Genomic DNA, 23106 nt, shown 5'->3' on the forward strand with positions numbered 1-23106 from the left:
ACACAAGGACGTGACCCCATGCGCACTCGCACCACGATGATCGCCCTGGCCGGCGTGCTCGCGCTGACCGCTCTCACCGCCTGCGCGAACGACGCCTCGTCGGGCTCCGGTTCGGCCTCCGACGCCGGCGCGGCGACGGGCGCCGGCAAGGACGCCACCAAGGTGAAGATCATGGTGGGTGGCCTCGACAAGGTCATCTACCTGCCGGCGATGCTGTCCCAGCGGCTCGGCTACTTCGCGGCCGAGGGCCTGGACGTGACGCTGATGACCGAGCCCGCGGGCGTGGACGCCACCACCGCGCTGGTCTCCGGCGACGTCCAGGGCGCGGTCGGCTTCTACGACCACACCCTCGACCTGCAGACCAAGCACAAGTCCGTGGAGTCCGTGGTGCAGTTCGCCCAGGCGCCCGGCGAGGTCGAGGTGGTGTCGAAGAAGGCGGCCGGCGACATCACCTCCGCCAGGGACTTCAAGGGCAAGCGGCTCGGGGTGACCGGGCTCGGCTCCTCCACCGACTTCCTCACCAAGTACCTGGCGGTGCACAACGGGCTCCAGGTCAGCGACTTCACCCCGATCGCGGCCGGGGCCGGCCAGACCTTCATCGCCGCCATGCAGCAGGGGTCGATCCAGGCCGGCATGACCACGGACCCGACCGTGGCGCAGATCCTGGACAAGGGCATCGGCAAGGTGCTCTACGACATGCGCACGCCCGAGGGTTCGCGGAAGGCGCTCGGCGGCCTCTACCCGTCGTCCAGCCTGTACATGAACACGGACTGGGTGAACGGCCACAAGGACACCGTCCAGAAGCTGGCCAACGCGTTCGTCAAGACCCTTCGGTGGATGTCGACCCACAGCCCGGCGGAGATCGCGGCGAAGATGCCCGCCGACTACGCGCAGGGCGGCGCGAAGCTGTACGAGGAGTCGATCAGGTCGACGCTGCCGATGTTCACCGCCGACGGTGTGATGCCGGCGGACGGTCCGGCGACCGTGGAGAACGTCCTCAAGGCGTTCAACCCCAACCTGAAGGACGCCACCGTGGACCTGGAGAAGACCTACACCACGCAGTTCGTGAAGAACGTCGAGTAGCGGGGCCTGGGCCGCCAGCCCGCTCCTCGGCCGTCCTTCCGGCAGCGCCGACCGTACGACCGGACCGGTCGCACGGTCGGCGCGTCGGGTGCCGTACCGGCCGCTCTACGCGTCGAACTCGATGACGATCTTGCCCCGGGCGTGGCCGTCCTCGACCGCGCGCAGCGCCTCGCCGGCCTGGGCGAAGGGGAAGGTGCGGGTGACCAGCGGGTCGAGGTCGCCGCCGACGACCAGGCCGGCCAGGTCGTCCAGCACCTGTGCGGTGCGCTTGCGCACCACCGGGCTGCCGCCCAGCTCGGCCACGGTGCCGCGGTCCCCGGCGCTCACCAGCTTGGCCGGGTCGGCGAGCAGCGCGGCCACGTCCCGCAGCGGCTCGCCGCCGACCAGGTCCACGATCCCGTCGACCCCGCCGGGCGCGGCGGCCCTGACCCGGTCCGCGACCCCCGGCCCGGAGGTGACGTGCACCGCGCCCAGCGACTCCAGGAACTCCTTCTTCGCCGCGCTCGCGGTGCCCAGCACCGTCAGGCCGTCGTGCCGGGCGATCTGCACCGCGGCCACGCCGACCCCGCCGCCGGCGCCGTTGATCAGCACGGTGCTCGCAGGGGGGAGGGCGAGCTGGCGGACCGCGTCGTAGGCGGTGGCCGAGGCGACCGGCAGCGACGCCGCGTCCGCCCACGACAGCGCGGCGGGCTTGTGCGCGGTGACCGACGCCAGCAGCAGGGCGTACTCGGCGTAGCCGCCGGCGACGGTGTTGCCGAACACCTCGTCGCCGACCGCGAACCGGGCGGTGTCGCCGTCGCCGCTGTCCGGGCCGACCTCGACCACGACGCCCGCCGCCTCGTTGCCGAACACCGCGGGCAGGTCGGGGACGGGCGCGCCGACCGGCCGGAAGCCGGCCCGCCGCTTCCAGTCGACCGGGTTGACGCCGGCCGCCCTGACCTCGACCAGTACCTGTCCGGGCGCGGGCACGGGCCGCGGCAGGTCGGCGAAGGACTCGGCCTCGGGGCCGCCGAGTTCGGTGAACACATACGCCTTGGGCATGACTGCTACCTCGCGTCAAGGGTGGATGAGGGACGGGGAACCGGTCCGGATACGGCCCCGGGTGCCGCGGCGGGTGCGGCGGAAGTGCTGGGGGGAGCGGCAGGAGTGGCGCCGGCGGACGGGTCGGGTGGGGCGGTGGTGCGGTCCGCGTCCAGGTCCGGCACCCGGACCAGGCGGAAGACGGTGGTGCGGCGGAGCGTGAAACCGATCGACTCGTACAGCTTGACCGCTGAAGTGTTCGCGGCGGCGGCGTGCAGGAACGGCGTGTCGCCGCGCGCGCCGATCCCGGCCGCGACATGGCGGATCAGCCGGGTGGCCAGGCCCTGGCCGCGGTACGCCGGGTCGGTGCACACCGCGCTGATCTCGGTCCAGCCCGGCGGGTGCAGCCGCTCCCCGGCCATCGCCACCAGCGCGCCCTCGCGCCGGATGCCGACGTACGCGCCCATCTCGACGGTGGCGGGCAGGAACGGCCCGGGCCGGGTCCGCTCGACCAGGTCCAGCATCTCCGGGACGTCCGCGGGGCCGAGCGGCACCGCCTCCGGGTCCAGCTCGCCGCGCAGCGTGGTCGCCACGAGCTGCACGCCCGGGATCGCGTCGCCGCCGGTCCACCCCTCGGGCAGCTCGGCGACCCCGGCGACGGTGAAGGTGTTGCCGGGCCCGATCAGCGCGGCCAGGTCGGCCCACGCGCGCGGGTCGGCCGTGTCGGCGACGGCGACGAACGGCGACACGTCACGGCGGTAGCGGCCCGCCCGGCCGACGAACTCCGCCAGGTGCCGGTGCGCTCCGCTCATGGAGGCCCAGGCGGCGTTGTCCAGGACGTGTCCACCGGATGTCTCCGCCGGGTCCTGCGGGAGGGGTGCGTACGGTGGCGGTGGCGTGGTCCGAGGGCTGGTCGACATGTTCGCCGTGACTCTCCGTTCCGGGTGCGGTGCGTTCGGCGCCGGTGGGCGCCTGCGGGTGCTCGTGCGGGTCAACGCCGATCCGGCCCGCGGAAAATCCCGCGGGGCCGGTCGGGATCGGGACAGCCGGTGTCGCGCCGAGGTCAGGAGTTGCTCAGCGGCAGGCCGGGCGGGTTGATCCGCGCGCTGGGCACCGCCTCGTCGCTGAGGTTCCACGCGGCCAGCCACTGGGCGTACTGGCCGTTCTTGATCAGGTAGTCGATGGCGTCGGAGAGCGGCTTGACCAGGCCGTCGCCCTTCTTGGTGGTGGCGCAGATCAGGCCCTGCAGGCTCGCCCCTGCGCCGGAGAAGGTGCCCGCGCTGCGGGTGGCCTGCGGGCTGCCGGCGGTCTTGGCGACGTGGTAGGCGACGCTCGGGTTCGGCGCGAAGTAGGCGTCGATGTGGTGGGAGTCGAGTGCCAGGTAGGTGCTGTTCGCCTCCTGGTAGTACTTGATGGTCAGCTTCTTGCCCTCCGCCTTGAGCCGGCTCTGCCACTCCAGCAGGATCTTCTCCTGGTTGGTGCCGGAGCCGACCGCCACGGTCTTGCCGGCCAGCTCGTGGAAGTCGCCGGTGAAGGTCCACGGGTCGTCCTTGCGGACCTCGAAGCCGAGGTTGTCCTGCCGGTAGGCGGCGAAGTCGTACTTCTGCTTGCGCTGCTCGGTGTCGGTGATGTTGGAGAACCCGACGTCGGTCTTGCCGCTGTCGATGCCGATGAAGAGGTTGTCCCAGGTGGCGTTGGTGAGCACCGGTTCGAGCCCGAAGACCGCCGCGACGAGCCGGCCGAGGTCCGGTTCCGAGCCGGTCAGCGTCTTCTGGTCGGTGCCGGTGTAGCCGATCGGCGGGGACCCGGCGGGGAGGAAGCCCAGACCCACCACGAGCTGCTTGCTGTCCCGTACGGACTTGGGCAGTTCGGCGCGGATCGAGGCCACCTCGGGCACCTTCAGGGTGGTCTCCTTGGCGGCGCCGTTGGACAGCGCGCCGACCACCACCGTGCCCTTGGCGTCCGCCGCGGCAGGGGCGCTGGAGCCCGCGCTGTCGTCGCTGCCGCAGGCGGCCAGGCCCAGCAGGAGTGATGTCGCGGCGGCGGCGCTCAGGACGAGTCGGGAAGCGGTACGGGGCATGACGGCCTTCCTAGGCAGGGGTGACGGGAACAGCGGCGGCAACGGGCGGACCCGGGACCGGAGACGTGGTGGCGGCGCGGGACGGGCCGGCGCGGGCGGCGTCGCGAGCGGTGGCCGGCCCGCGCCGGGCGGCTTCCTCACAGGACGCGGCTGAGGAACTCCCGGGTACGGGCATGGCGCGGGGCCGACAGCACCTGCGCGGGCGGCCCCTGCTCGACGATCCGGCCGCCGTCGAGGAAGACGACGCTGTCGGCGACCTCCCGGGCGAAGCCGATCTCGTGGGTGACGACGATCAGCGTCGTGCCGCTGGTGGCCAGGTCCTTGATCACCGCGAGCACCTCGCCGACCAGTTCGGGGTCGAGCGCCGAGGTCGGCTCGTCGAAGAGGATCACGCCGGGTTCCAGGGCGAGCGCCCGGGCGATGGCGACCCGCTGCTGCTGCCCCCCGGACAGCTGCCGCGGATACGCCTCCGCCCGGTCGCCCAGGCCGACCCGCGCCAGCAGCTCGCGGGCCGCCTCGCGCGCCTGCGCCCGGCTCTTGCGGCCGGTCGCCGCGGGCGCGGCGGCCACGTTCTCCACCGCGGTGAGATGCGGGAAGAGGTTGAAGTTCTGGAAGACGAAGCCGATCCGGCCGCGCTGTGCCAGGATCGCCCGCTCGCCCAGCTCCTTGAAGCGGCCGCGGTACCGGCGCACCCCGATCGGCTCACCGCCGACCTCGACATGCCCGGCGTCCAGCTTCTCCAGGTGGTTGATCGCCCGCAGCAGCGTGGACTTGCCCGAGCCGGACGGCCCGAGGATCACCGTCACCTCGCCGGCCGGCACCGTCAGGTCCACCCCGGCGAGCACCTGCTGCGCGCCGAACCGCTTGTACGCGCCTCGTACGGTGACCGCGACCGGCTGCACCGCCCCGCCTCGCACGGTGCTGTCCCGCACGGCGCTGTCCTGGGCGTTGCCGTTCCGCACCGGGCCCGCCGCCGCGCTCATCGGGCCGATCCCGTCGCGAGCCGGGCCCGGGCCCGGACGTCGAAGAACGCGGCGCGCAGCCGTTGCAGCGGCGTCGGTGGCAGCGTCCGCAGCGCGCCGCGGGAGAAGTACCGCTCCACGTAGAACTGAGCGACGGACACCACGCTGGTCAGCACCACGTACCAGACCGTCGCGACCAGCAGCAGCGGCACGATGTCGCTGGGGTAGGTGCTGCCGAGCGTCTCCACCCGGCCGAAGACGTCGAGCAGCGAGACGTAGAAGACCAGCGAGGTGCTCTTCACCAGGCCGATGAGCTGGTTGACGTACGCCGGGACGATCGCCCGCAGCGCCTGCGGGAAGATGATCCGGGTGAACTGGTAGCGGCGCGGCAGCCCGAGCGCGGCCGCCGCCTCGTGCTGGCCCTGGTCCACCGACAGCAGCCCGCCGCGCACCACCTCGGCGGCGTACGCGGCCTCGTTGAGGCTGATGCCGACCACCGCGACCACCAGGCTGGTGGCCGCCCTGGTCTCGTCGAAGTCCACGAGGTGCGGCCCGAACGGCACCCCGAGGCTCAACGTGGCGTACAGCGCCTGGAAGTTGGCGAGGAACAGCAGCACCACGATCAGGGGTATCGAGCGGAACAGCCACACGTACACCCAGCTCACGACCCGCAGCACCGGGCTGCGCGACATCCGTGCCAGCGCCAGCACGATCCCGGCGAGCAACCCGAACACCGCGCTCCACGCGGTGACCTGGAGGGTGACGCCGAGCCCGTGCAGGATCACCGGCCGCAGGAACCAGTAGCGGAACCTGCCCCACTGGAAGAACTGGTTGGTGGCCAGGCCGTGCGCGATCTGCGCGACCACGACCAGCACGGCCACGGTGAGCACCCATCTCCAGGGGTGGCGCAGCGGCACCACCCGGTGCTCGTCGGCCTGATCCGACGTGGCGTCAACGTCCTTGCCGTGTACGGGTGCGGGTGGGTCGACTGCGGTGCGGGAGGCGGCGCGGGGCAGGTCGGACATGGGGCGACTCCGGCGCGGGGAGGACGCTCGCACGCAGCACGCGCTCACGGACCAGGGCGGCGCGCGCGGCGGGAGCGGGACGGTGGAGGGTGGACGGGCGAGAGCGGGAAGCGGGGGTGGAACGCGGCCCGCGCGTGCGGTCGTACGCGAGCGGCGGGCATGACGTGCGACAGGTGACATGTGACGTGCGTCGGGAGCGGCGGTGTGTGCCGTAGTGCGGTGTGTGCCTCAACGGGCCTGTGGCCCGGGGGAGTTCAGCTACTACAGAGCGCGCTGCTGACGCGCAGCAGGTCGATGTGCCGGGCCAGGACAGGGCGGTGCGGACGGTGGCATCGCCACTGCTCCGAACCGACTGCCTCGGTCATCCCGCCCACCTTCGCCCGCCCGCCGCTGCGGGCCTCGCGTGCTGCTCGCGGCCGGGCGGAAGCGCCCTGACCCCGGCGTCAACGTAGGCAGCGCCGTCACGGGTGTCAACGCCAGGCCCGTCGCTATGCCCCGGTGTGCTCGGGTTTCGCGACGCGGGTTTCATCCCCCGTTCAAAAACCCGCCCGACGACCGGGCGGGCGTCCGCCGGTGCCGGGAGGCCGGCGGCCACGACAACGTGACACTGCCGCCGGCCGGCAGCGCGTGCCAGCGCGCGGCGAAGTCGTCCAGGCGGACCAGGATGCGCTCGACGAGCCGGGACCGGCTGATACCCGGCTCGATCGAGGAGAACCAGTCAGGGAGATCGGCGCGATGGCCCGCCCGCAACTGCCACAACGGCTCGCACAGGGAGGCCAGTGTCTCGGACCGGGCCATGTCGGCGTGCTCGGCCCTGTCCGGCTGCCGCTTCGCTTCCCGGCGTGCCAGCCGCTTCCTGACGGCAGGGTCGGCTGCCCAGAAGATGTTGCTCCGCCCGGCCGCGATCCGGCCGAAGACCGCGCCGGACAGGCCCGCCTCGGCCTCGACCAGGAAGTGCACGGCGTCGTGCGGCAGGTAGTCGTCGTAGCCTGGTCCTTGCCGTGGTGCCAGCTCCGGGCCGCGTTCCCGAACGACGGTCATCTGGTACCGCCGCCCTGGCGCCTTGGTGAACGTCACGTCCATGGTCGGCACGGTACCCACCGTCGCGGGTGGATCGCACGCGGTTATCCCGTGGGTGCCGGTCCAGGGGGCCAAGGCTGGGCGCCTCGCGGTCCCCGAAACGCGTTCGCGGCCGGACGCCGCCTCGGCCCGCCTACAGCCGCAGGCCCTGGGCGAGCATGCGGAAGGGGGCCTCGTAGAGGGCGGGGAGGTCGGGGACACCGTCGCGTTCGACCCAGTAGCGGACGACCGCCGTGGACACCGCCATGATCGCGGCGGCCGCGGCGTGCACGTCGAGGTCGTCGGGGCCGCGGCCGGTGCGGGCCATGATCACCTCGGCCAGGCGGTCCTGGCTGCGCTGCAACTCGTCCCACGAACGGGCCCTGATCGCCGGGTCGTTGAAGCCGAGCCGGGTGCGCAGCAGCAGTTCGTCCAGGTCCGACTTGATGACCGGGCCGAAGGAGTCCGCGAGCGCGGCCAGCAGCGACTCCATGATCGGCTCGCCGGCCGGGCGGGCCAGCAGCGCGTTCGCGAGCACGGAGTCGTAGTCGTCGACGAGGACCACGTCCTCCTTGGTCGGGTAGTAGCGGAAGAACGTGCTCGGGGAGACCTCGGCCGCCTCGGCGATCTGGTCCACGGTGGTGGCCTCGTACCCCTGCTCGGCGAAGAGCCGGTACGCCTCCCGCCTGATCGCCTCCCGGGTGCGCTGCTTCTTGCGCTCCCGCAGGCTCGGTGCCGCCACGGCCGGGGTCTCCTCAGTGCTCATGCCACCGATTCTCCGGGTCCCGCGCTGCCGGAGGCCACCCCGTCCGCCGTGTCGGCCGAGGACCGGTCCTCCCGCACGGGCGCGGCCGGTGAACCGGGCGCCGGCGCGGACGAGGGGAGCAGCAGCAGCCCGAGTACGCCCGCCAGCGCCGCGCACACGCCGCAGGTCAGCATCACCAGGTCCATGCCGTGGACGAAGGCGGCGTGCGCGGAGGCGAGCAGGCCGGGGTCGTGCAGCCGGGCGGCGACCGCGTCGGCGCCGGTGACCGAGTCCCGCGCGGCATGGGCGGACGAGGCGTCCAGCCGGTGGACGGCGAGCCGGCCGAGGTAGCCGGCGCTGAGCACGCTGCCGAGCGCGGCCACCCCGAGCACCCCGCCGACCTGCTGGACGGTCTCCAGCAGGCTGGTGCCCTGACCCGAGCGCTCCGCGGGCAGCGAGCCCATCACCAGGCCGGTCGCGGGCACCATCGCACTGCCGAAGCCGAAGCCGATCAGCGTCAGCCACACGGCGGCGAAGCCGTAACCGTCGCCCGCCGCGGTGGTCGCGCCGAGCAGGGCCCCCGCCGCGAGCAGCAGCAGCCCGGCCGGGATCACCAGGCGCGGCCCGAACCTCTTCGCGATCGGCTCGCTGAGGGTCGCGGCGACCATCAGCCCGGCGATCAGCGGCAGGATGCGCAGGCCGGTGCCGAACGCGTCGTGCCCGAGCACGGATTGGAGGTACTGCGGCACCACGAACAGGATGCCCATCACCGCGAAGTTCACGAACACCGCGAGCAGGGTGCCCCAGCGGAACGCCCGGTCGGCGAAGAGGCCGAGGTCGACCAGGGGGTGCGCGGTGCGCCGCTGCCGTATCAGGAAGGCGGCCAGCACCGCGGCGCCGCCGACGATCCCGGCGAGCACCTTCGGGCTGCCCCAGCCGTCGTCCGGCACCAGGATCGTGCCGTAGACCAGGGCGGTGATGCCGGCCACGCTCAGCACGGTGCCGGTGACGTCGAAGGGGCCGGGCGCCGCCGGGGCGCGGTCGTGGTCGCCGGGCAGCAGCCAGACCGCGGCGAGCAGCGCGATCACGGCGACCGGCACGTTGAAGACGAACACCGAGCCCCACCAGAAGTGGTTGAGCAACCAGCCGCCGACCAGCGGGCCGACCGGCATGCCGAGCGCGGTGGCCGCGGTCCAGGTGGCGATCGCCTTGGGCAACTCCCGCCGGGAGAAGATCCGCGGCAGGATCGCCATCGACAGCGGCATGATCATCGCGGCGCCGGCGCCGAGCACGGTACGCACCGCGATCAGCTCGTCCGGCGACCCGGCCCTGGTGCCGGCGAGCGAGGCGAGGCCGAAGAGCGTGATGCCGCCGACCAGCAGGCGCTTGTGCCCGTACCGGTCGCCGAGCAGCCCGACCGGCAGCATCACCACCGAGAGCGCCAGCAGGTAGCCGCCGCCGATCCACTGCAACTGGGCGCTGCTGGCGCCCAGTTCACCGGAGAGCGTGGGCAGCGCGACGTTGATGACGGTGCCGTCGAGTCCGATGATCAGCACGCTCAGCGTCAGTGCGGCGAGGGCCAGCCAGCGGCGTGGCGAGTCCGCGAGCGGATGCGGCGGCGGGGACGGGGGCTTGGACAGGGGTGTCGAAACGCGCTGGGCGCGCCGAGCGGGGTCGGCTGACGGGGAGGGCGGTGCGGTGTCCGCGGGCATCGGCATGGGCAGCCTCCTGGGAGTGGACCGTATAAAGACAGTACACTCTCAAAAAGCTGTTTCACGTCAAATGAAAGTTGACTTTCACTATGTCGAGGGTGGTGGCGGCGCGCCGCTCAGCTCGCCTTCCGTCCGGACGAGGCCGTCTTGCGTGCCGCGGTCTTCTTCGCGGCGCCGGACTTGGTTCCGCCCCGGGTCCCGCCGGCCTTGGCGGTGCTCGACTTGGCCGAGCCCGCCTTGGCCGCGGTCTTCTTCGCACCGGCCCGCTTGCCCGTCGCGGTCTTCTTCGCGCCGCCGGCGCGCCCACCGGACCGCCCGCCCGACGGTTGCGCCTGCTCCACGGACGCCCGCAGCGCCGCCATCAGGTCCACGACGTTCCCGCCGCCGGCCTCCTCGCTCACCGTCGGCGGCTCCGCGCCCTCCAGCTTCGCGGTCACCAGCGCCTCCACCGCCTGCGCGTACTCGTCGTGGTACGCGGTGAGGTCGGCCTCGCCCAGCGCCTCGATGAGGGTGTCGGCGAGCTTCAGCTCGGAGTCGCTGATCTTGACGCTGCCCTTCGGCGCCGCCTCGGCGGGGTTGTTCAACTCGTCGGGCCAGCGCAGCGTCTGGAGCAGCAGCACGTCGTCGCGCGGCCGGATCAGCGCCAGGTGCTCGGAGTTGCGCATCGCGAACTTGCCGACCGCGGCCTTCCCCGACCGCTCCAGCGCCTCGCGCATCAGGACGTACGGCTTGTTCGCGCCCGCCGAGGCCGGGGCGAGGAAGTACGGGGTGTCGAGCTGCATCGAGTCCACCGACGTCATGTCCACGAAGCCGCTGACCTCGATGGTCTTCGCGGTGGGCAGCGGCAGTGCCTGGAGGTCGGAGTCGGTGACCTGGACGAGCTGGTCGTCCGGGGTCTCGTAGGCGCGGCCGATGTCCGAGGCGGTCAGTACCTCCTCGTCCAGCTCGCAGGTCTTCTGGTAGCGGACCCGGCCCTGGTCGGCCAGGTGGATCTGCCGGAAGCTGATCTTGTGGCTGGAGACGGCGGAGCCGAGCTTCACCGGTATCGAAACCAGGCCGAAGGCGAGGTTCCCCGACCAGACGCTGCGCATAGCGTGTCCTTTTTGTCAGGCTATGGGACCTTTATGATATGCCGATCACCGAGGTCGAGGGCCGCCGAGTCAAGCTCAGCCACCTCGACCGCGTGCTCTGGCCGGAGGCCGGCACCACCAAGGCGGAGCTGCTGGAGTACTACGCCACCGTCGCCGGCGTCCTGCTGCCGCACACCAGCGGCCGGCTGGCCAGCTTCGTCCGCACCCCCGACGGCGTGGACGGCCAGCGCTTCTTCCAGAAACGCCCGCCCGCCGGTACGCCCGAGTGGGTGAAGACCACCGAGCGGGTGCGCAGCAGCGGCGAGCTGATGGACCAGGTCGAGGTGAACGACCTCGCCACCCTCGTCTGGGCCGGCAACCTCGCCTGCGTGGAGATCCACACCCCGCAGTGGCGCGCCGCCGACCCCGACACCGCCGACCGGCTGGTGCTCGACCTGGACCCGGGCCCGGACCGTACGGTCGTCGACTGCTGCCGGGTCGCGCTCGACCTGCGCGAGCGGCTCGGCGCCGACGGGATCGCGGCCTGGGCGAAGACCAGCGGCTCCAAGGGGCTGCACCTGCTGGCCGCGCTGCGCGGCGCCACCCCCGACCAGGCGCGCGCGTACGCCAGGACGATCGCCCGCGAGCTGGAGGCCGCGCACCCGGACCGCGTGGTGTCGCGGATGGCCAAGGCGGACCGCGTCGGCCGGGTCTTCATCGACTGGTCGCAGAACTCGGCGAGCAAGACCACCGCCGTCCCCTACACGGTGCGCGCCCGCGCCCGGCCCACCGTCTCCGCGCCGCTGACCTGGGAGGAGGTCGCCGCCGCCGAGGAACCGGGCCAACTCGACTTCACCATCGGCGAGATGCCCGCCCGGCTGGCCGAGGTCGGCGATCCGCTCGCCGCGCTGCTCGAACCGGGCGGCGCGAGCGCGTTGCCGGGGTGAGCGTACGGGCGTGGCGGACGGGCCGCCGTCACGCTGCCGCGCGGGCCGCCCGTCGTAGCGCCTACTGCTGCCGTGCTGGCTGCCCGCCGTGCCGCCTACTGCTGCTGCGCGCCCGCCAGATGCTCCGCGAGCTCCTTCTCGTCCTCGTCGCTGAGCGAGGTCTTCAGCAGGGTGCCGCCGTAGGGGCGCATGGCGTCGGCGAACTTGTCCTCGGTGATCTTCGCGGCCATCACCACCACCGCCGACGTGCCCGGCTTGAGCATCTCCTGCACCTGGTCGCGGAACTGGTCGTCGATCCCGGACTTGCCCAGCTTGCCGAGCAGTCCGCCCATCGCCGCGCCGGCCAGCAGGCCGAGCCCGGGCACCAGGAAGAGGATGCCGAAGACCATTCCCCACAGCGCGCCCGACGCCGCGAGACCCCGACGATCTTGCTGGGGGTGTCGACGTGGGTCTTGCCCTCCGCGTCGACCGAGACGACGGCGAGCCCGTTGAGGTTCACCACGTAGTCCTGCTGGAGCTTCTGCACCCGCTCGTAGGCGTTCTCGGCGGTGCTGTGGTCGTCGTAAGCGATCACGATGAGTTCGGACATCGGGGCCTCCTCGGTGGCGTGGGCGACGTGAGGAACCCTATGTCCGAAATGTCGGCACGGCCACGCGGTGCCGGACGGCGGGGCCTAGCCGCGCGGCTCCCCGTGCCAGCGCCACTTCTCCAGTCGTGGCCGGCCCGGCAGTTCGGCCCGGCCGGTCGACCACAGCAGGGCCGGCCACGGGGCGGCGTCCGTCGGGGCGTCGGGGAAGAGCCGGTGCAGCACCCGCCGGCAGAGGTGGTCCGGCGGCTGCCACGGCAGCCCGGACCCGGAGGTGACGTCATGGGTGTGCACCAGGGTCTCCACCACGCCCATCGCCCCGAACCCCTCGGGGTCGGAGACGCCGAAGACGTGGTGGGCGCGGAGCCGCGGCGAGCTGGTGCGCACCATCGCCACCAGCAGGGCGCCGCACGCCTCCAGCGCCTGGAGCAGCCCGTCCCGGCCCTCCTCGCGCGCCACGAAGATGGTGCTCGACGGCCCGTCCGGCCGCATCTGCCGCCAGGAGACGGGCACATGCGTGGTCACCGGCGGCACCGCCGGGCCGATCTGGAGCGCGTATGCGAACAGGTCGTCGGCCAGGTGCTCGGTGGTCTCCCAGCACGACCAGGTCAAGTCGCCGGCCGGACAGTCCCAGCCGTCCTCCGGCACGGACGAGAGCGCGCGCACCGACAGCTTCACGGCCAGTGCCACGTCGTCGGGGCCGACCGGCCCGGGGGAGTGGGGAGTCGGTGTGCCTGTCGTCGGTACCGCGGGTGAGGGGTCCACGTCCGGCACCGTATGCGGAGGACGGCACGGTGCCAAACCGTTTGCGCGGCAAGGTGGTCGGTCCGCGGTGCGACGCGCCCGGGGCGACCGTCGGCCAACCGGCGGGCCGGCCGGCGGTCTTCCGGCTTCGCGGCGGCACCGCGCTCTCGCCGCCGGGCCTGCCGCCGTCCGTGCCTCATTCGCCGAGCAGCAGCGCGGCGACCGCCTCCGGGGCTTCGTGCATCGCGTCGTGTCCGGTGGGGAGTTCATGGACCCGCCACTCGGGATCGGCTCGGAGCCGGGCGCGGAGTCCGGCGAACGGCGTCCGGTCCTCCCACCCCGAGCAGTAGACGAACTCCCGGCGGGGGACCCGGGCGAGCGCGCCCGTGAGCCGGATCGTCTGAAGGAACGAGGCGAGGGGATGGGGACGGCGGCGGGGGTCGCCGCCGTCCGGCGGTCGGACGGAGTAGCCGGTGGCCGCGGCACCGGCCGCGAACACCTCCCGGAAGTGGTCGTTCGTCGACGACCAGCACGACTCGCCGTCGCGCGGTACGTAGGCGTCGAGGTGCACCAGTCGCTCGATCCGGCCGCCGGCGCGGTCGGCGGCGGCGGCGATCACCATCCCGGCGTAGCTGTGACCGACCAGCGTCACGCCGGTGAGGTGGTGGCGATCGAGGTGCCGCAGGACGTCGCCGGCGTGCGTGTCGAGACCGGCGGTCGCGACCGCCGCGTCGTCGTCGTCCGGCCGCAGGCCGGTCAGGGTCAGCGCGTGAACGCTGTGACCGGCACGCTCCAGCAACGGCACCACCGCCTCGAACGACCAGGAACCCTTCCAAGCACCGGGTACGAGGACGAATGTCGCCATGTGAGTCTCCTTCTCTCCCAACTCGCGACATCGAGGCACGCTGCCTCGATGGCATGCGGCGCGGCCAGGCGCGCTGCGCGCCTGAGGACCACTCCGCATGCAGGAAGTGTCACGGGATCAGGAGATGGCTTGCCACCGCTAGGATGCCAACCGATGCCCGCTCGCCGCCAACCTCGCCCGATCGCCGGTGTGACGTCACATGTGTGGCCTTCCGGCGGGCGGCACCTGTGGCCCTCCGGCGGAACGAGCGCGTGGCAGTCACACGCACGAGGACACCTGGTGTACGCGGCCGGCGGGGTCCTGGCGGTGCGCACCGAGCGCGGCACGTCGATCGTTCCCGCCAACCGGGTCGCCTGGACCCCCGCCGGGTTCACGCACGACCACCGGGCGCACGGCCACACCGACATGCGGATCGTCTTCCTCACCCCGTCGCTCGCCCGGCTCGTCCCGGACCATCCCGCCGTGTTCCTGGCTTCCGGCCTCGCCCGCGAGGTCCTGCTCGCCCTGACCGGCCCCCGCAACTACGACGACGACGCGACCGGCTACAGCCGCTCCGCGCGCTCGCGCCTGCTCCGCGTCCTCGTCGAGGAACTCCGCGAAGCCCCCGAACAGCCGCTGCACCTGCCCGAACCGCGGGACGACCGGCTGCGAGCCATCGCCCGGATACTGCACGAGACGCCCGCGGACAACGCCACGCTGGCCGAACTAGGGAAGGCGATCGGCGCCAGCACCCGCACCCTCAGCCGGCTCTTCCGCAACGAACTCGGCATGACCTTCTACGAGTGGCGCACCCAACTGCGCGTCCACCACGCGCTCGTGCTCCTCGCCGAGGGCCAGGACACCACCCGGACCGCCTACGCCTGCGGATGGGCCAACCCCAGCAGCTTCATCGAGGCCTTCACCCACATCATCGGCACCACCCCGGGCCGCTACCGGACCGGGCGCCAGAGCACCGACCCCACACCTCGACCCCCGACGGCGGTCACGTCCTCGGAGTGACCCGCGCGCCCACCCGGGCATCTCCCCCTTCGTGCGAGTGCCGCCTAACTCCCGGCCGCCGCCGCGACGCAGAACTCGTTGCCCTCCGGGTCGGCCATCACCACGTGATGGCCCGCGAACTCCCGGAGGACGGTCCCGCCCGCGCGGACCAGGCGCGCGGACTCCGCCGTGATCCGCGCCCATCGCTCGTCGGGACCGCCGTGCCCGGGCACGCGGATGTCGAGGTGCAGCCGGTTCTTCGCCGTCTTGGGCTCGGGGACCTTGAGGATGCTCAGGCGGGGCCCGGCGCCGTCGGGATCGCAGAGCCACGCGGCGTCGTCCACGGAGTCGTCCGCCGGCAGGTCGAACTGCGCGAACCACTCCGCGCGCGTCCTGAACGGAGCCGGCGGCGGCTCGTCGACGTATCCGAGGGCCGTCTTCCAGAAGGCGGCGAGGAGTTGCGCGTCGGCGCAGTCGAGGGTCAGGTCGATGTCGGCAGCCATGCTGGGACCGTACCGCGGGGCTCTGACAAGCGCCTTCCGGCCAGGATCGCGAGCTCGGGGTGCCGATTCAGGTGCGAACTCGGCACGGACCGGTACGGACCCGGTACGGACCTGGTTGCGGATGGGGGAAGGCGACGAGGAGGCGGTGACTCCCGGCCGCGACAATCCGCTGACGTTGCACGCGGCGCCGCTGAGGTGAGGTGAGGTCGGGCGGGGCGGGCGGACTACGACGCGGTGGCGTCCGCGCCGGTGAGCGGGGAGGGTTCGGCGGCCAGCCGGGCGAGTTCGTCGTCGGTGAGCAGGCGTGAGCGCAGCAGGAAGCGCACGCCCTCCGGGGCCTCCAGCGAGAAGCCGCTGCCACGGCCCTTGACCACGTCGACCGTGAGGTGGGTGTGGCGCCAGTAGGCGAACTGGCTCGCGCTCATCCAGAACGGCGTGTCGCCCGCCACCCTGCCGAGCAGCACGTCCGCGCCGCCCACCCGGAACTCGCCGCGCAGGTAGCACATCGGGGAGCTTCCGTCGCAGCAGCCGCCGGACTGGTGGAACATCAGCGGGCCGTGCCGATCGGCGAGCCGGCCGAGCAGTTCCTCGGCGGCGGGGGTCAACTCGACCCGGCGAACCGGCTCGGCCGGGTCCGCGGGGGAGGCCGGGGGAGTCATCGCGGCCCTCCGTTCCAGGCGGGGCGGCCGGCCGGCGGACGCGCGGTCCCTGGTCCGCACCCCGATCGCCGCTCCCACGGCGGTCCGTCCCGTTCCCTCGATGCTACTGCCGAACTCCCCGGCCGAACCCGCTCGTCGGGGCCCGCGTTGCGCGGCGCGGGCCGGTCGTGGCCGGTGGCGGCCGGCGGTGGCCGGTGTCGGCAAGGGAGTTCGGCCGCGCAGGGCCCCGGGTCCGTACGTCAGTGGTCGCCGCGGCCCGAGGATGACGTGCGGGCAGGGACGGGGCCCACCGGGGCACCGGGTGCGCCTCGCTCAGGCGGCCCGCCCCATCACCACGCGGCGTCACCGGTACGGGGCGGGGGAGTCGGCCGGGTGCACGCGGCGCCCGCGAGGGCCAGGGCGGCCAGGTCCTCCAGGACCGCGGCGGGCCAGTCGTCGTGTCCGCGCAGGGACCACCGGCGGCGCCAGCGGGCGCCCGCGAAGGCGGCGGCGACCGCCGCGGCCCCGCCGACCGCACCGGCGGTGGCGAGCAGGACCGGCCCGGGTGAGGAGGGCGCGGGCCTCTCCGCCGAACCCGCCGAACCCGTCGAACCCGCCGTCGAGTCCGTCGAGTCCGTCGAACCCGCTGCCCCCGACCCCGACCCCGGCTCCGAACCCGCCGTCGAGTCCGCCGACCCCGACCCCGAGTTCGCCGAACCCGCCGGCCGCACTGAACCCTTCCCGTCGTCCGCCGCGCGCCGCCGGCCGGGTGGCGGCGCGAGCACCCGCACGGCGTCCGCGGCGAGCACCGCGGCCGCCAGGCCGCCGAGCACGACGCGGGGCACCAGCCCGGCGGCGGTCAGCCGGCTCGGGGTCGCCGGCAGCTTGTCGGCGATCAGCTCACCGACGGCAGCGGTCACCGTGCCGATCACGGCCGGCCGCCCGGCCAGCAGGTCCAGCGGTTCCGGGGCGGTCTCGGCCCGCCCGCTCACCGCGACGGCCGCCGTCCCGATCTGGCTGCGCGCCCCGGACGCGGCCCCGACCAGCCCGGCGCGCACGAGGCCGGCCCGTACGCCGGCGGGCGCTCTCACGCGCGCCGCTCCCCGGCCGTCACGACACCGTACGTCGCGAGGCCGTACAACAGGTGCGGTATCGCGTCGGAGACCCAGTCCGCGCCCGACCACGTGCGCGGGTCGCTCACCTTCAACTCGGCCATGGACAGGTCGGTGACCGCCATGGCGAGCGCCCCGGTGAGGACGCCGCCCGCCCAGAGCGGCAGCCGCACCCCCGCCTTCCGCAGTACGGCGACGGCCGTGCCCACCCCCACGCCGGTGGCGATCCCGGACAGCGCCGCCAACGCGCTCACCCGGTTGTCGCGGGTCTGGCCGGTGCCGTCGATGGTGACCCCGGCCCGGTCCGCCAGCGCCTCCACGGTCGCCTCCGGAACGGTGCTCGCGGGTCTGCCGCGCAGGGCCATGTCGCCGTACGTGACGGCGTTGAGCACGGTCGTCCCGGCGGCTCCGGCGAGGCCGCCGCGCAGTAGCGTTCGCATCATGGTCCCCGGGTGACCCGCACCCGCGGGCGTGAAACACCGTGACGCGTGGTTCCGTCCGGTCGCGTCCCGTTCGAGCGCGGCCCCACCCGTCACCGAACGGAACGCAGCCCGGATCGCGCCGTAGCCGATGCGGTCATGCGACGCTGCGTAGCGGAGTCGCCCTTTCGGGTGATGGTCACGCCCTACGTACCCCTGTGCCGGCAGGGGCGAGACGGTCCCGCTGTGACGGGTGGTCGCCGCTCCGGGCCGGGCTCACCCCAGGAACGGCTTGATCAGGCCGAGCAGCGCCTCCGGGCGGTGCAGCGGGATGATGTGGCCGCAGTCCTCAAGGACGTGGCCCACGAGATCGTCGGTGATCGGCCGCAACTGCCGTTCGAGCGCGGCCCCGACAGGGTGCGCGCCGATCGCCATCGTGGGCACCGTCAGCCTGCCGGTGGCGGCGGCCCGCTGGATCTGCCGGGCGCCGGCGGGCATCGCGCGGTAGTACGAGAAGGCGCGGCGCAGCGCGTCGGTGCCGGTGTAGGCGCTGACGAAGGCGTCGCGGAGGTCGGGGCGGAGCCCCTCCCCGAGCGTGCCGGCGTCGAGGAACCAGTCGATGTAGCGGGCTTCGTGGCCGGTGAGCACGTCTTCCGCGAGGCCGGGCACGGCGTGGAAGCCGAACCACCACGGTGCCCCGCCGGCCAGGAAGTCCTCGGCACCCGGCAGCGTCCCCAGCAGCGACTCCATGACCACCAGCCGGCTGACGAGGTCGGGGCGGCGCATGGCCAGCAGGAAGGCGGGCGGGGTGCCCGCGTCGATGCCGACCACGGCCGCGGAGGTCTCGCCGAGGGCGGCGAGGAGGGCTTCGGCGTCGGCGGCGAGGGTGCCGGCGTCGTAACCGCCGGTCGCGGGCCCGCTCGCGCCCAGCCCGCGCAGGTCGGGGGCGATCACCCGGTGGTCGTGGGCGAGTTCGCCGATGACCTCGGTCCACAGCTGCCAGGTGTGCGGGAACCCGTGCAGGAGGAGGACGGCGGGGCCCTGCCCCGCGGTCGCCACATGGAGTTCGACGCCGCCCGCCTCGACGCGGCGCAGCACCACCTCGGGCGGGCGGCTGCGGGCGGTGGTGCGGGGGACGGGGGACATGGGCGACCTCCCAGGCGGTTACCAATGGTGACAACACCACCGTAGGTAACTACGCTGGACCGGCCAAGACCGCACTCGTGCCACAGGTGGTGAGCTCCAGGTGACCGCCCCTTCCGTCCCCTCCTCCCCGTCCGGTCCGCCCCAGGGCCGCGGCGACCTCTTCGACCCGCTGTGCCCGACCCGGCGCCTGCTCGACCGGATCGGGACCAAGTGGACGTCGATGGCCGTCAAGGTGCTGGCGGAGGCGTCCCCGGACGAGGTGCGCTTCGCGGAACTCCAGCGCCGTATGGCGGGCGTCTCGCAGAAGATGCTGTCGGTCACGCTGCGCGGGCTGACCCGCGACGGTCTCGTCAGCCGTCGTGTCGAACCCACGGTGCCGCCCCGCGTCCACTACCGCCTCACGGAGTTGGGAATCTCCCTGGAGGGCCCGCTGTCCGCGGTCAGGGACTGGGCCGAGCAGCACATGGCCGAGATCGACCGCGCCCACGCACGGGCCGACGCCCAACCGTCCGACGCCCACCCGTCCGACGGCTGAGGGGGAGCGGCCCACGTTCAAGCCGCTGCACGGGCGTTCGATCCCGCGCGGCGAGGCCGGTTCGGAAACCCGCCGGGCCCCGCGCGCCGGCCGCCGGACCGGCCGCGCCCACCCGTCGGCCCCTCGCCCCCCGACCTCCCCCTGATCGCCCCCGGGTGACGCCCCGTCACCAGCCCCCCGCGTCCCCCGCACCCGCGACAGCCCCCCGCTTACACGCAGTTGACCGTGTTTGTCCGCCCCGGCCGCAGAACTTTCCTTGACACTCCTGCGCGGTCGGAGCAACATCGTCTTTCACTTCCTGACAACGTTGTCGGGTTCGGTCCCGTCGCCCCGCCCGCCGGGGGAGAGGCCGTTCCCCTGCCGATCACCCGTACTCCACGAAGGGCAGGATTGGTGCCAGACTCAACCCCGCACCGGACGGTCGGAACCCGCCGCAGGCGCAGAGCCGTCTGCGCGCTGGCCGCGGCGACCGCACTCCTCGGGCTCGGCCTCGGCGCCGGGACCGCCGACGCGGCGCCCTCGCACGGCGCGCCCGCCGACCCGGCCTCGGCCGTCAACCCGCTGATCGGAACGTCGAACGCGGGCAACACCTACCCCGGCTCCGTGGTGCCGTTCGGCATGCTCGCGTGGAGCCCGCAGAACTCGACGGGCAACCAGTTCTCCACGCCGGCGCCCGGCGGCTACCGCTACGACGCCACGAAGATCCGCGGCTTCAGCCTGACCCACCTCAACGGCGTGGGCTGCTCCGGCGCGAACGGCGACATCCCGATCATGCCGTACGTCGGCGACGTCGACTCCTCGCCGAGCGCGGACACCAAGGACGCCACCTACGCGAGCACCTTCAGCCACGCGAACGAGACCGCGTCGCCCGGCTACTACAAGGTCGGCCTGGACAGCGGCGCGAGCGCCGAGCTGACCAGCACCGCCCGTACCGGCACGGGGGAGTTCGGCTTCCCGGCGGACAAGCCCGCGAGCATGCTGCTGCGCACCTCCAACTCCGAGAGCGGCAGCAGCGCGGCCGACGTCCACGTGGACGCCGCGACGCGGACCGTCACCGGCTCGGTGAGCGCGGGCAACTTCTGCGGCCCGCAGAGCGCGAACAACCGGCACGACCTCTACACCCTGTACTTCACCGCGCACTTCGACCAGCCGTTCGCGAAGGTCGGCACCTGGACCGACGACACGCTGAAGCCCGGCTCCACCTCGGCCTCCGGCGGCACCGGCTACAACTCCAGCGGCAACGCGACCGCGGGCAAGGGCTCCGGCGCCTACGTCACCTTCGCCCAGGGCACCAAGAACGTGCAGGCCAAGGTCGCGATCTCGTACGTCAGCGCCGCGAACGCCGAGGCGAACCTGCGCGCGGAGAACCCGCCGGGCAAGTCCTTCGCCGCGGTCCACGCCCAGGCGGTCGCCGCGTGGAACACCGCGCTGCGCAAGGTCCAGGTCTCCGGCGGCAGTTCCGACCAGACCAGCACCTTCTACACCGCGCTCTACCACTCGATGCTGGAGCCGACGCTCACCAACGACGCCAACGGGCAGTACCTCGGCGGCGACCGCAAGGTCCACCGGCTCTCCCGCGGCCAGCACGCGCAGTACGGCACCTTCTCCGGCTGGGACCAGTACCGCGCCCAGGTGCAGCTGCTGACGCTGCTCCAGCCCAAGGTCGGCAGCGACTACGCCCAGTCGCTGTTCAACTACGCGAACCAGCGCGGCGGTGAATGGGACCGCTGGCTGCTGGAGAACGGCAAGACCAGCGTCATGTCCGGCGACCCCTCCGACGCGGCGCTCGCCGGGATCTACGCCTTCGGCGGCACCGACTTCGACGCCAAGGGCGCCCTCGCCTCGCTCGTCAAGGCCGCCACCGTGCCGACCGCCAACGACTCCGACAGCTCCGGCTGCAACGTCGAGTGCGTCGGCCAACGCCCCGCGCTCGACCAGTACAAGGCGCTCGGCTACGTGCCCGCCGACAACTGCCACTGCTGGGGCGGCGCCGCCGAGACGTTGGAGGACGCCGCGGCCGACTTCGGCATCTCGCAGCTGGCCGGCCAGCTCGGTGACCGCTCCGACGCGCAGAAGTTCGCGCAGCGCAGCGGCAGTTGGAGCAACGTCTTCGACCCGAACGCCACCACGCAGGGCGGTTGGATGCGCAACCGCAACTCCGACGGCTCCTGGGCCGGCACCAACTTCAGCCCCGCCACCGGCGACGGCTTCGTGGAGGGCACCAGCTCGCAGTACAGCTGGATGGTCTACTCCGACATCGCCGGCCTCGCCCAGGCGATGGGCGGGAACAAGGCGGCCATCGAACGCCTCGACGCCTTCTTCCACGACGCCGACGGCAGCTTCGACTTCACCGCCGACGACCCGACGAAGAACGACCCGACCAACGAGCCCGACATCAACGCGGCCTACCTGTACGACTACTTCGGCGCGCCCTACAAGACGCAGGAGACCACCCGCGCCGAGACCGACACGCTGTGGACGAACACCCCCGGCGGCATCCCCGGCAACGACGACGCGGGCACCATGTCGTCCTGGTACGTCTTCTCCGCGCTCGGCCTGTACCCGCAGGTGCCCAGCCGCGCCGACCTGGTGCTCACCGCGCCGGTCTTCCCGCACGCGGTGATCCACACCGGCCTGGGCCGGACCATCACGGTCAACGCGCCGCAGACCTCGGCGAAGAACGTCTACATCCAGAGCCTGCGCACCAACGGCAGGAGCTCCGACCAGCCCTGGGTCCCCGCCTCCTTCGTCACCCACGGCGGCACCCTGGACTACACCCTGGGCAGCACCCCGAACACCAAGTGGGGCAGTGCCGCCAAGGACGCGCCGCCGTCCTACCGCGACGGTGAGGCGCCGTTCTTCGCCAGCACCGCGCCCGGCGCGGTCAAGGCCGAGCCCGGCACGTCGGCGGACAGCACGCTGAGCGTCTCGACGATCCGCGACAGCCGCCAGGACGTGCGCTGGTCGGCGGCCGCGCCCGACGGGATCACGCTGAGCCCGGCCGGCGGCCGGATCAGCCTGCCCGCCAACGGCACCGCCACCGCGAAGCTGTCGGTCTCGGTCGCGGCGGGCACCAAGTCGGGCGTCTACGCCGTCCCGATCACCCTGACCTCCTCGGCCGCCGGCTCCGGCAGCACCCCCGCCCCCAAGGCGTGGCTGTCGGTGACGGTCGGGGTCAAGGGCAGCATCAGCTGGTACGTCAACAACCGCGGCATATCGGCCGACGACGACAACCCGGCCGCCAACTTCGACGGCGGCGGCTGGAGTTACTCGGCGAAGGCGCTGGCCGCGGCCGGCGTCACCCCGGGCAGCACCGTCTCGGCGGGCGGCTTCGACTTCACCTGGCCGCAGGTGACGCCGGGCGCCCCCGACAACATCCAGGTCGGCGGCGGTGACCAGGTGCTCGACGTCTCCAAGACCGCGGCGGGCGCCACCCGGCTCAGCCTGCTGGGCAGCGCCGACGACGGCCCCACCAGCGGCACGGCCACCCTCACCTACACCGACGGCACCACCCAGCAGGCCGACATCGGCTTCAGCGACTGGACCCTCGGCGGCGGCGGTGACCAGCCCTCCTTCGGCAACGTCACGGCGGTGCACACCACGTACCGCGACGTCATGGGCAGCAGCACCGACCCGGTGGGCACCGATGTCTTCGCGACCGCGGCCATCACCCTCCAGGCGGGCAAGCAGCTCGCCTCGGTGACGCTGCCGGCCACCACCACGGGAGGCGACATGCACGTCTTCGCGGTGGCGACGGCGTGACCGACGGCGCGGGCGGCCGTCCCCGGACCGAGCACGCGGGTCCGGGGGCGGCCCCCGGTGGCGGCCGCCGTACCCCGTGCCGGCGGCGCCGCGCCCGCCGCAGTGCCCGGCCGCC

General features: G+C 73.2%; 22 protein-coding genes. 5 read left to right on the forward strand and 17 right to left on the reverse strand.

The genetic code is table 11. The annotated features are described in order from the left end of the window. Positions 1-18: 18 nt before the first annotated feature. Complete coding sequence (locus tag AB0399_RS23750; RefSeq protein ID WP_366412714.1) at positions 19-1083, forward strand: ABC transporter substrate-binding protein; 1065 nt, start codon at positions 19-21, stop codon at positions 1081-1083. Between the two features lie 105 nt (positions 1084-1188). Here the strand turns inward: AB0399_RS23750 and AB0399_RS23755 are convergent, their stop codons facing one another. From AB0399_RS23755 to AB0399_RS23795, 9 genes are all read right to left on the reverse strand, one after another. Next, a complete protein-coding gene (locus AB0399_RS23755; protein WP_366412715.1) occupies positions 1189-2124 on the reverse strand; it encodes an NADP-dependent oxidoreductase in 936 nt (311 codons plus the stop codon). Between the two features lie 5 nt (positions 2125-2129). Then, a complete protein-coding gene (locus AB0399_RS23760) occupies positions 2130-3023 on the reverse strand; it encodes a GNAT family N-acetyltransferase (RefSeq protein WP_366412716.1) in 894 nt (297 codons plus the stop codon). A gap of 143 nt (positions 3024-3166) precedes the next feature. Next, on the reverse strand, positions 3167-4183 hold the full coding sequence (locus AB0399_RS23765) for a transporter substrate-binding domain-containing protein (RefSeq protein WP_366412717.1): 1017 nt from the start codon (positions 4181-4183) through the stop codon (positions 3167-3169). 137 nt (positions 4184-4320) lie between these two features. Further along, positions 4321-5085, reverse strand: coding sequence for an amino acid ABC transporter ATP-binding protein (locus tag AB0399_RS23770; protein WP_329373639.1), 765 nt, complete (start codon positions 5083-5085; stop codon positions 4321-4323). 77 nt (positions 5086-5162) lie between these two features. After that, the gene (locus AB0399_RS23775; RefSeq protein WP_366412718.1) at positions 5163-6170 is read right to left on the reverse strand and encodes an amino acid ABC transporter permease; all 1008 of its coding nucleotides are present in this window, start codon (positions 6168-6170) and stop codon (positions 5163-5165) included. A gap of 525 nt (positions 6171-6695) precedes the next feature. Next, complete coding sequence (locus AB0399_RS23780; RefSeq protein ID WP_366412719.1) at positions 6696-7253, reverse strand: hypothetical protein; 558 nt, start codon at positions 7251-7253, stop codon at positions 6696-6698. 130 nt (positions 7254-7383) lie between these two features. After that, complete coding sequence (locus tag AB0399_RS23785) at positions 7384-7995, reverse strand: TetR family transcriptional regulator (RefSeq protein WP_328472591.1); 612 nt, start codon at positions 7993-7995, stop codon at positions 7384-7386. Then, entirely contained in the window at positions 7992-9692 is a 1701-nt protein-coding gene (locus AB0399_RS23790) for a DHA2 family efflux MFS transporter permease subunit (RefSeq protein ID WP_366412720.1), read from the reverse strand. The genes AB0399_RS23785 and AB0399_RS23790 overlap by 4 nt, the downstream gene beginning before the upstream one ends. Before the next feature lie 110 nt (positions 9693-9802). Beyond that, on the reverse strand, positions 9803-10777 hold the full coding sequence (locus tag AB0399_RS23795) for a Ku protein (protein WP_329362144.1): 975 nt from the start codon (positions 10775-10777) through the stop codon (positions 9803-9805). A 38-nt stretch (positions 10778-10815) separates the two neighbouring features. On the opposite strand from AB0399_RS23795, the gene ligD reads away from it, so the two are divergent. Next, positions 10816-11703 carry a non-homologous end-joining DNA ligase gene (gene ligD, locus AB0399_RS23800; protein ID WP_366412721.1) on the forward strand — a complete coding sequence of 296 codons (888 nt, stop codon included), beginning with the start codon at positions 10816-10818 and terminating at the stop codon, positions 11701-11703. Positions 11704-11798: 95 nt separating this feature from the next. On the opposite strand, the gene AB0399_RS23805 is transcribed toward ligD, so the two are convergent. The 3 genes from AB0399_RS23805 to AB0399_RS23815 all read right to left on the reverse strand — a co-directional run bounded on the left by AB0399_RS23805 (position 11799) and on the right by AB0399_RS23815 (position 13898). Continuing rightward, positions 11799-12092: a DUF1269 domain-containing protein gene (locus tag AB0399_RS23805; protein ID WP_366412722.1), complete on the reverse strand. Its 294-nt coding sequence runs from the start codon at positions 12090-12092 to the stop codon at positions 11799-11801. Positions 12093-12376: 284 nt separating this feature from the next. Then, on the reverse strand, positions 12377-13054 hold the full coding sequence (locus tag AB0399_RS23810; protein WP_366412723.1) for a hypothetical protein: 678 nt from the start codon (positions 13052-13054) through the stop codon (positions 12377-12379). Between the two features lie 175 nt (positions 13055-13229). Continuing rightward, positions 13230-13898 (reverse strand): alpha/beta fold hydrolase, encoded by a 669-nt coding sequence (locus tag AB0399_RS23815; protein ID WP_329362133.1) that lies wholly within the window; start codon positions 13896-13898, stop codon positions 13230-13232. 279 nt (positions 13899-14177) lie between these two features. On the opposite strand from AB0399_RS23815, the gene AB0399_RS23820 reads away from it, so the two are divergent. After that, positions 14178-14897 (forward strand): AraC family transcriptional regulator, encoded by a 720-nt coding sequence (locus tag AB0399_RS23820; RefSeq protein WP_366412724.1) that lies wholly within the window; start codon positions 14178-14180, stop codon positions 14895-14897. Positions 14898-14941: 44 nt separating this feature from the next. Here AB0399_RS23820 and AB0399_RS23825 read toward each other — a convergent pair whose 3' ends face one another. From AB0399_RS23825 to AB0399_RS23845, 5 genes are all read right to left on the reverse strand, one after another. Further along, entirely contained in the window at positions 14942-15379 is a 438-nt protein-coding gene (locus AB0399_RS23825; protein WP_329362130.1) for a VOC family protein, read from the reverse strand. A gap of 224 nt (positions 15380-15603) precedes the next feature. Then, entirely contained in the window at positions 15604-16038 is a 435-nt protein-coding gene (locus AB0399_RS23830; RefSeq protein ID WP_329362128.1) for a DUF779 domain-containing protein, read from the reverse strand. A 329-nt stretch (positions 16039-16367) separates the two neighbouring features. Next, positions 16368-17108, reverse strand: a complete 741-nt coding sequence (locus AB0399_RS23835) for a hypothetical protein (RefSeq protein WP_366412725.1) — start codon at positions 17106-17108, stop codon at positions 16368-16370. Further along, positions 17105-17572: a hypothetical protein gene (locus tag AB0399_RS23840; protein ID WP_329362124.1), complete on the reverse strand. Its 468-nt coding sequence runs from the start codon at positions 17570-17572 to the stop codon at positions 17105-17107. Before AB0399_RS23840 ends, AB0399_RS23835 begins: the two co-directional genes overlap by 4 nt. Before the next feature lie 252 nt (positions 17573-17824). Further along, positions 17825-18694 (reverse strand): alpha/beta hydrolase, encoded by an 870-nt coding sequence (locus AB0399_RS23845; RefSeq protein WP_366412726.1) that lies wholly within the window; start codon positions 18692-18694, stop codon positions 17825-17827. Positions 18695-18794: 100 nt separating this feature from the next. On the opposite strand from AB0399_RS23845, the gene AB0399_RS23850 reads away from it, so the two are divergent. Both AB0399_RS23850 and AB0399_RS23855 read left to right on the forward strand, forming a co-directional pair. Further along, a complete protein-coding gene (locus AB0399_RS23850) occupies positions 18795-19229 on the forward strand; it encodes a helix-turn-helix domain-containing protein (protein WP_366412727.1) in 435 nt (144 codons plus the stop codon). A 456-nt stretch (positions 19230-19685) separates the two neighbouring features. Continuing rightward, positions 19686-22991, forward strand: a complete 3306-nt coding sequence (locus AB0399_RS23855; protein ID WP_366412732.1) for a GH92 family glycosyl hydrolase — start codon at positions 19686-19688, stop codon at positions 22989-22991. The last annotated feature ends 115 nt before the right edge of the window (positions 22992-23106 follow it).

The organism is Streptomyces sp. NPDC088194, from assembly GCF_040702025.1.
In the GTDB taxonomy this organism is placed as follows: domain Bacteria; phylum Actinomycetota; class Actinomycetes; order Streptomycetales; family Streptomycetaceae; genus Actinacidiphila.

Bases quoted from the DNA above. Each gene is read 5' to 3' on its own strand.
- AB0399_RS23750 (WP_366412714.1), top strand. From the start codon at position 19: ATGCGCACTCGCACCACGATGATCGCCCTGGCCGGCGTGCTCGCGCTG.
- AB0399_RS23755 (WP_366412715.1), bottom strand. From the start codon at position 2,124: ATGCCCAAGGCGTATGTGTTCACCGAACTCGGCGGCCCCGAGGCCGAG.
- AB0399_RS23760 (WP_366412716.1), bottom strand. From the start codon at position 3,023: ATGTCGACCAGCCCTCGGACCACGCCACCGCCACCGTACGCACCCCTC.
- AB0399_RS23765 (WP_366412717.1), bottom strand. From the start codon at position 4,183: ATGCCCCGTACCGCTTCCCGACTCGTCCTGAGCGCCGCCGCCGCGACA.
- AB0399_RS23775 (WP_366412718.1), bottom strand. From the start codon at position 6,170: ATGTCCGACCTGCCCCGCGCCGCCTCCCGCACCGCAGTCGACCCACCC.
- AB0399_RS23780 (WP_366412719.1), bottom strand. From the start codon at position 7,253: ATGGACGTGACGTTCACCAAGGCGCCAGGGCGGCGGTACCAGATGACC.
- AB0399_RS23785 (WP_328472591.1), bottom strand. From the start codon at position 7,995: ATGAGCACTGAGGAGACCCCGGCCGTGGCGGCACCGAGCCTGCGGGAG.
- AB0399_RS23790 (WP_366412720.1), bottom strand. From the start codon at position 9,692: ATGCCGATGCCCGCGGACACCGCACCGCCCTCCCCGTCAGCCGACCCC.
- AB0399_RS23795 (WP_329362144.1), bottom strand. From the start codon at position 10,777: ATGCGCAGCGTCTGGTCGGGGAACCTCGCCTTCGGCCTGGTTTCGATA.
- ligD (WP_366412721.1), top strand. From the start codon at position 10,816: ATGCCGATCACCGAGGTCGAGGGCCGCCGAGTCAAGCTCAGCCACCTC.
- AB0399_RS23805 (WP_366412722.1), bottom strand. From the start codon at position 12,092: ATGGTCTTCGGCATCCTCTTCCTGGTGCCCGGGCTCGGCCTGCTGGCC.
- AB0399_RS23815 (WP_329362133.1), bottom strand. From the start codon at position 13,898: ATGGCGACATTCGTCCTCGTACCCGGTGCTTGGAAGGGTTCCTGGTCG.
- AB0399_RS23825 (WP_329362130.1), bottom strand. From the start codon at position 15,379: ATGGCTGCCGACATCGACCTGACCCTCGACTGCGCCGACGCGCAACTC.
- AB0399_RS23830 (WP_329362128.1), bottom strand. From the start codon at position 16,038: ATGACTCCCCCGGCCTCCCCCGCGGACCCGGCCGAGCCGGTTCGCCGG.
- AB0399_RS23840 (WP_329362124.1), bottom strand. From the start codon at position 17,572: ATGATGCGAACGCTACTGCGCGGCGGCCTCGCCGGAGCCGCCGGGACG.
- AB0399_RS23845 (WP_366412726.1), bottom strand. From the start codon at position 18,694: ATGTCCCCCGTCCCCCGCACCACCGCCCGCAGCCGCCCGCCCGAGGTG.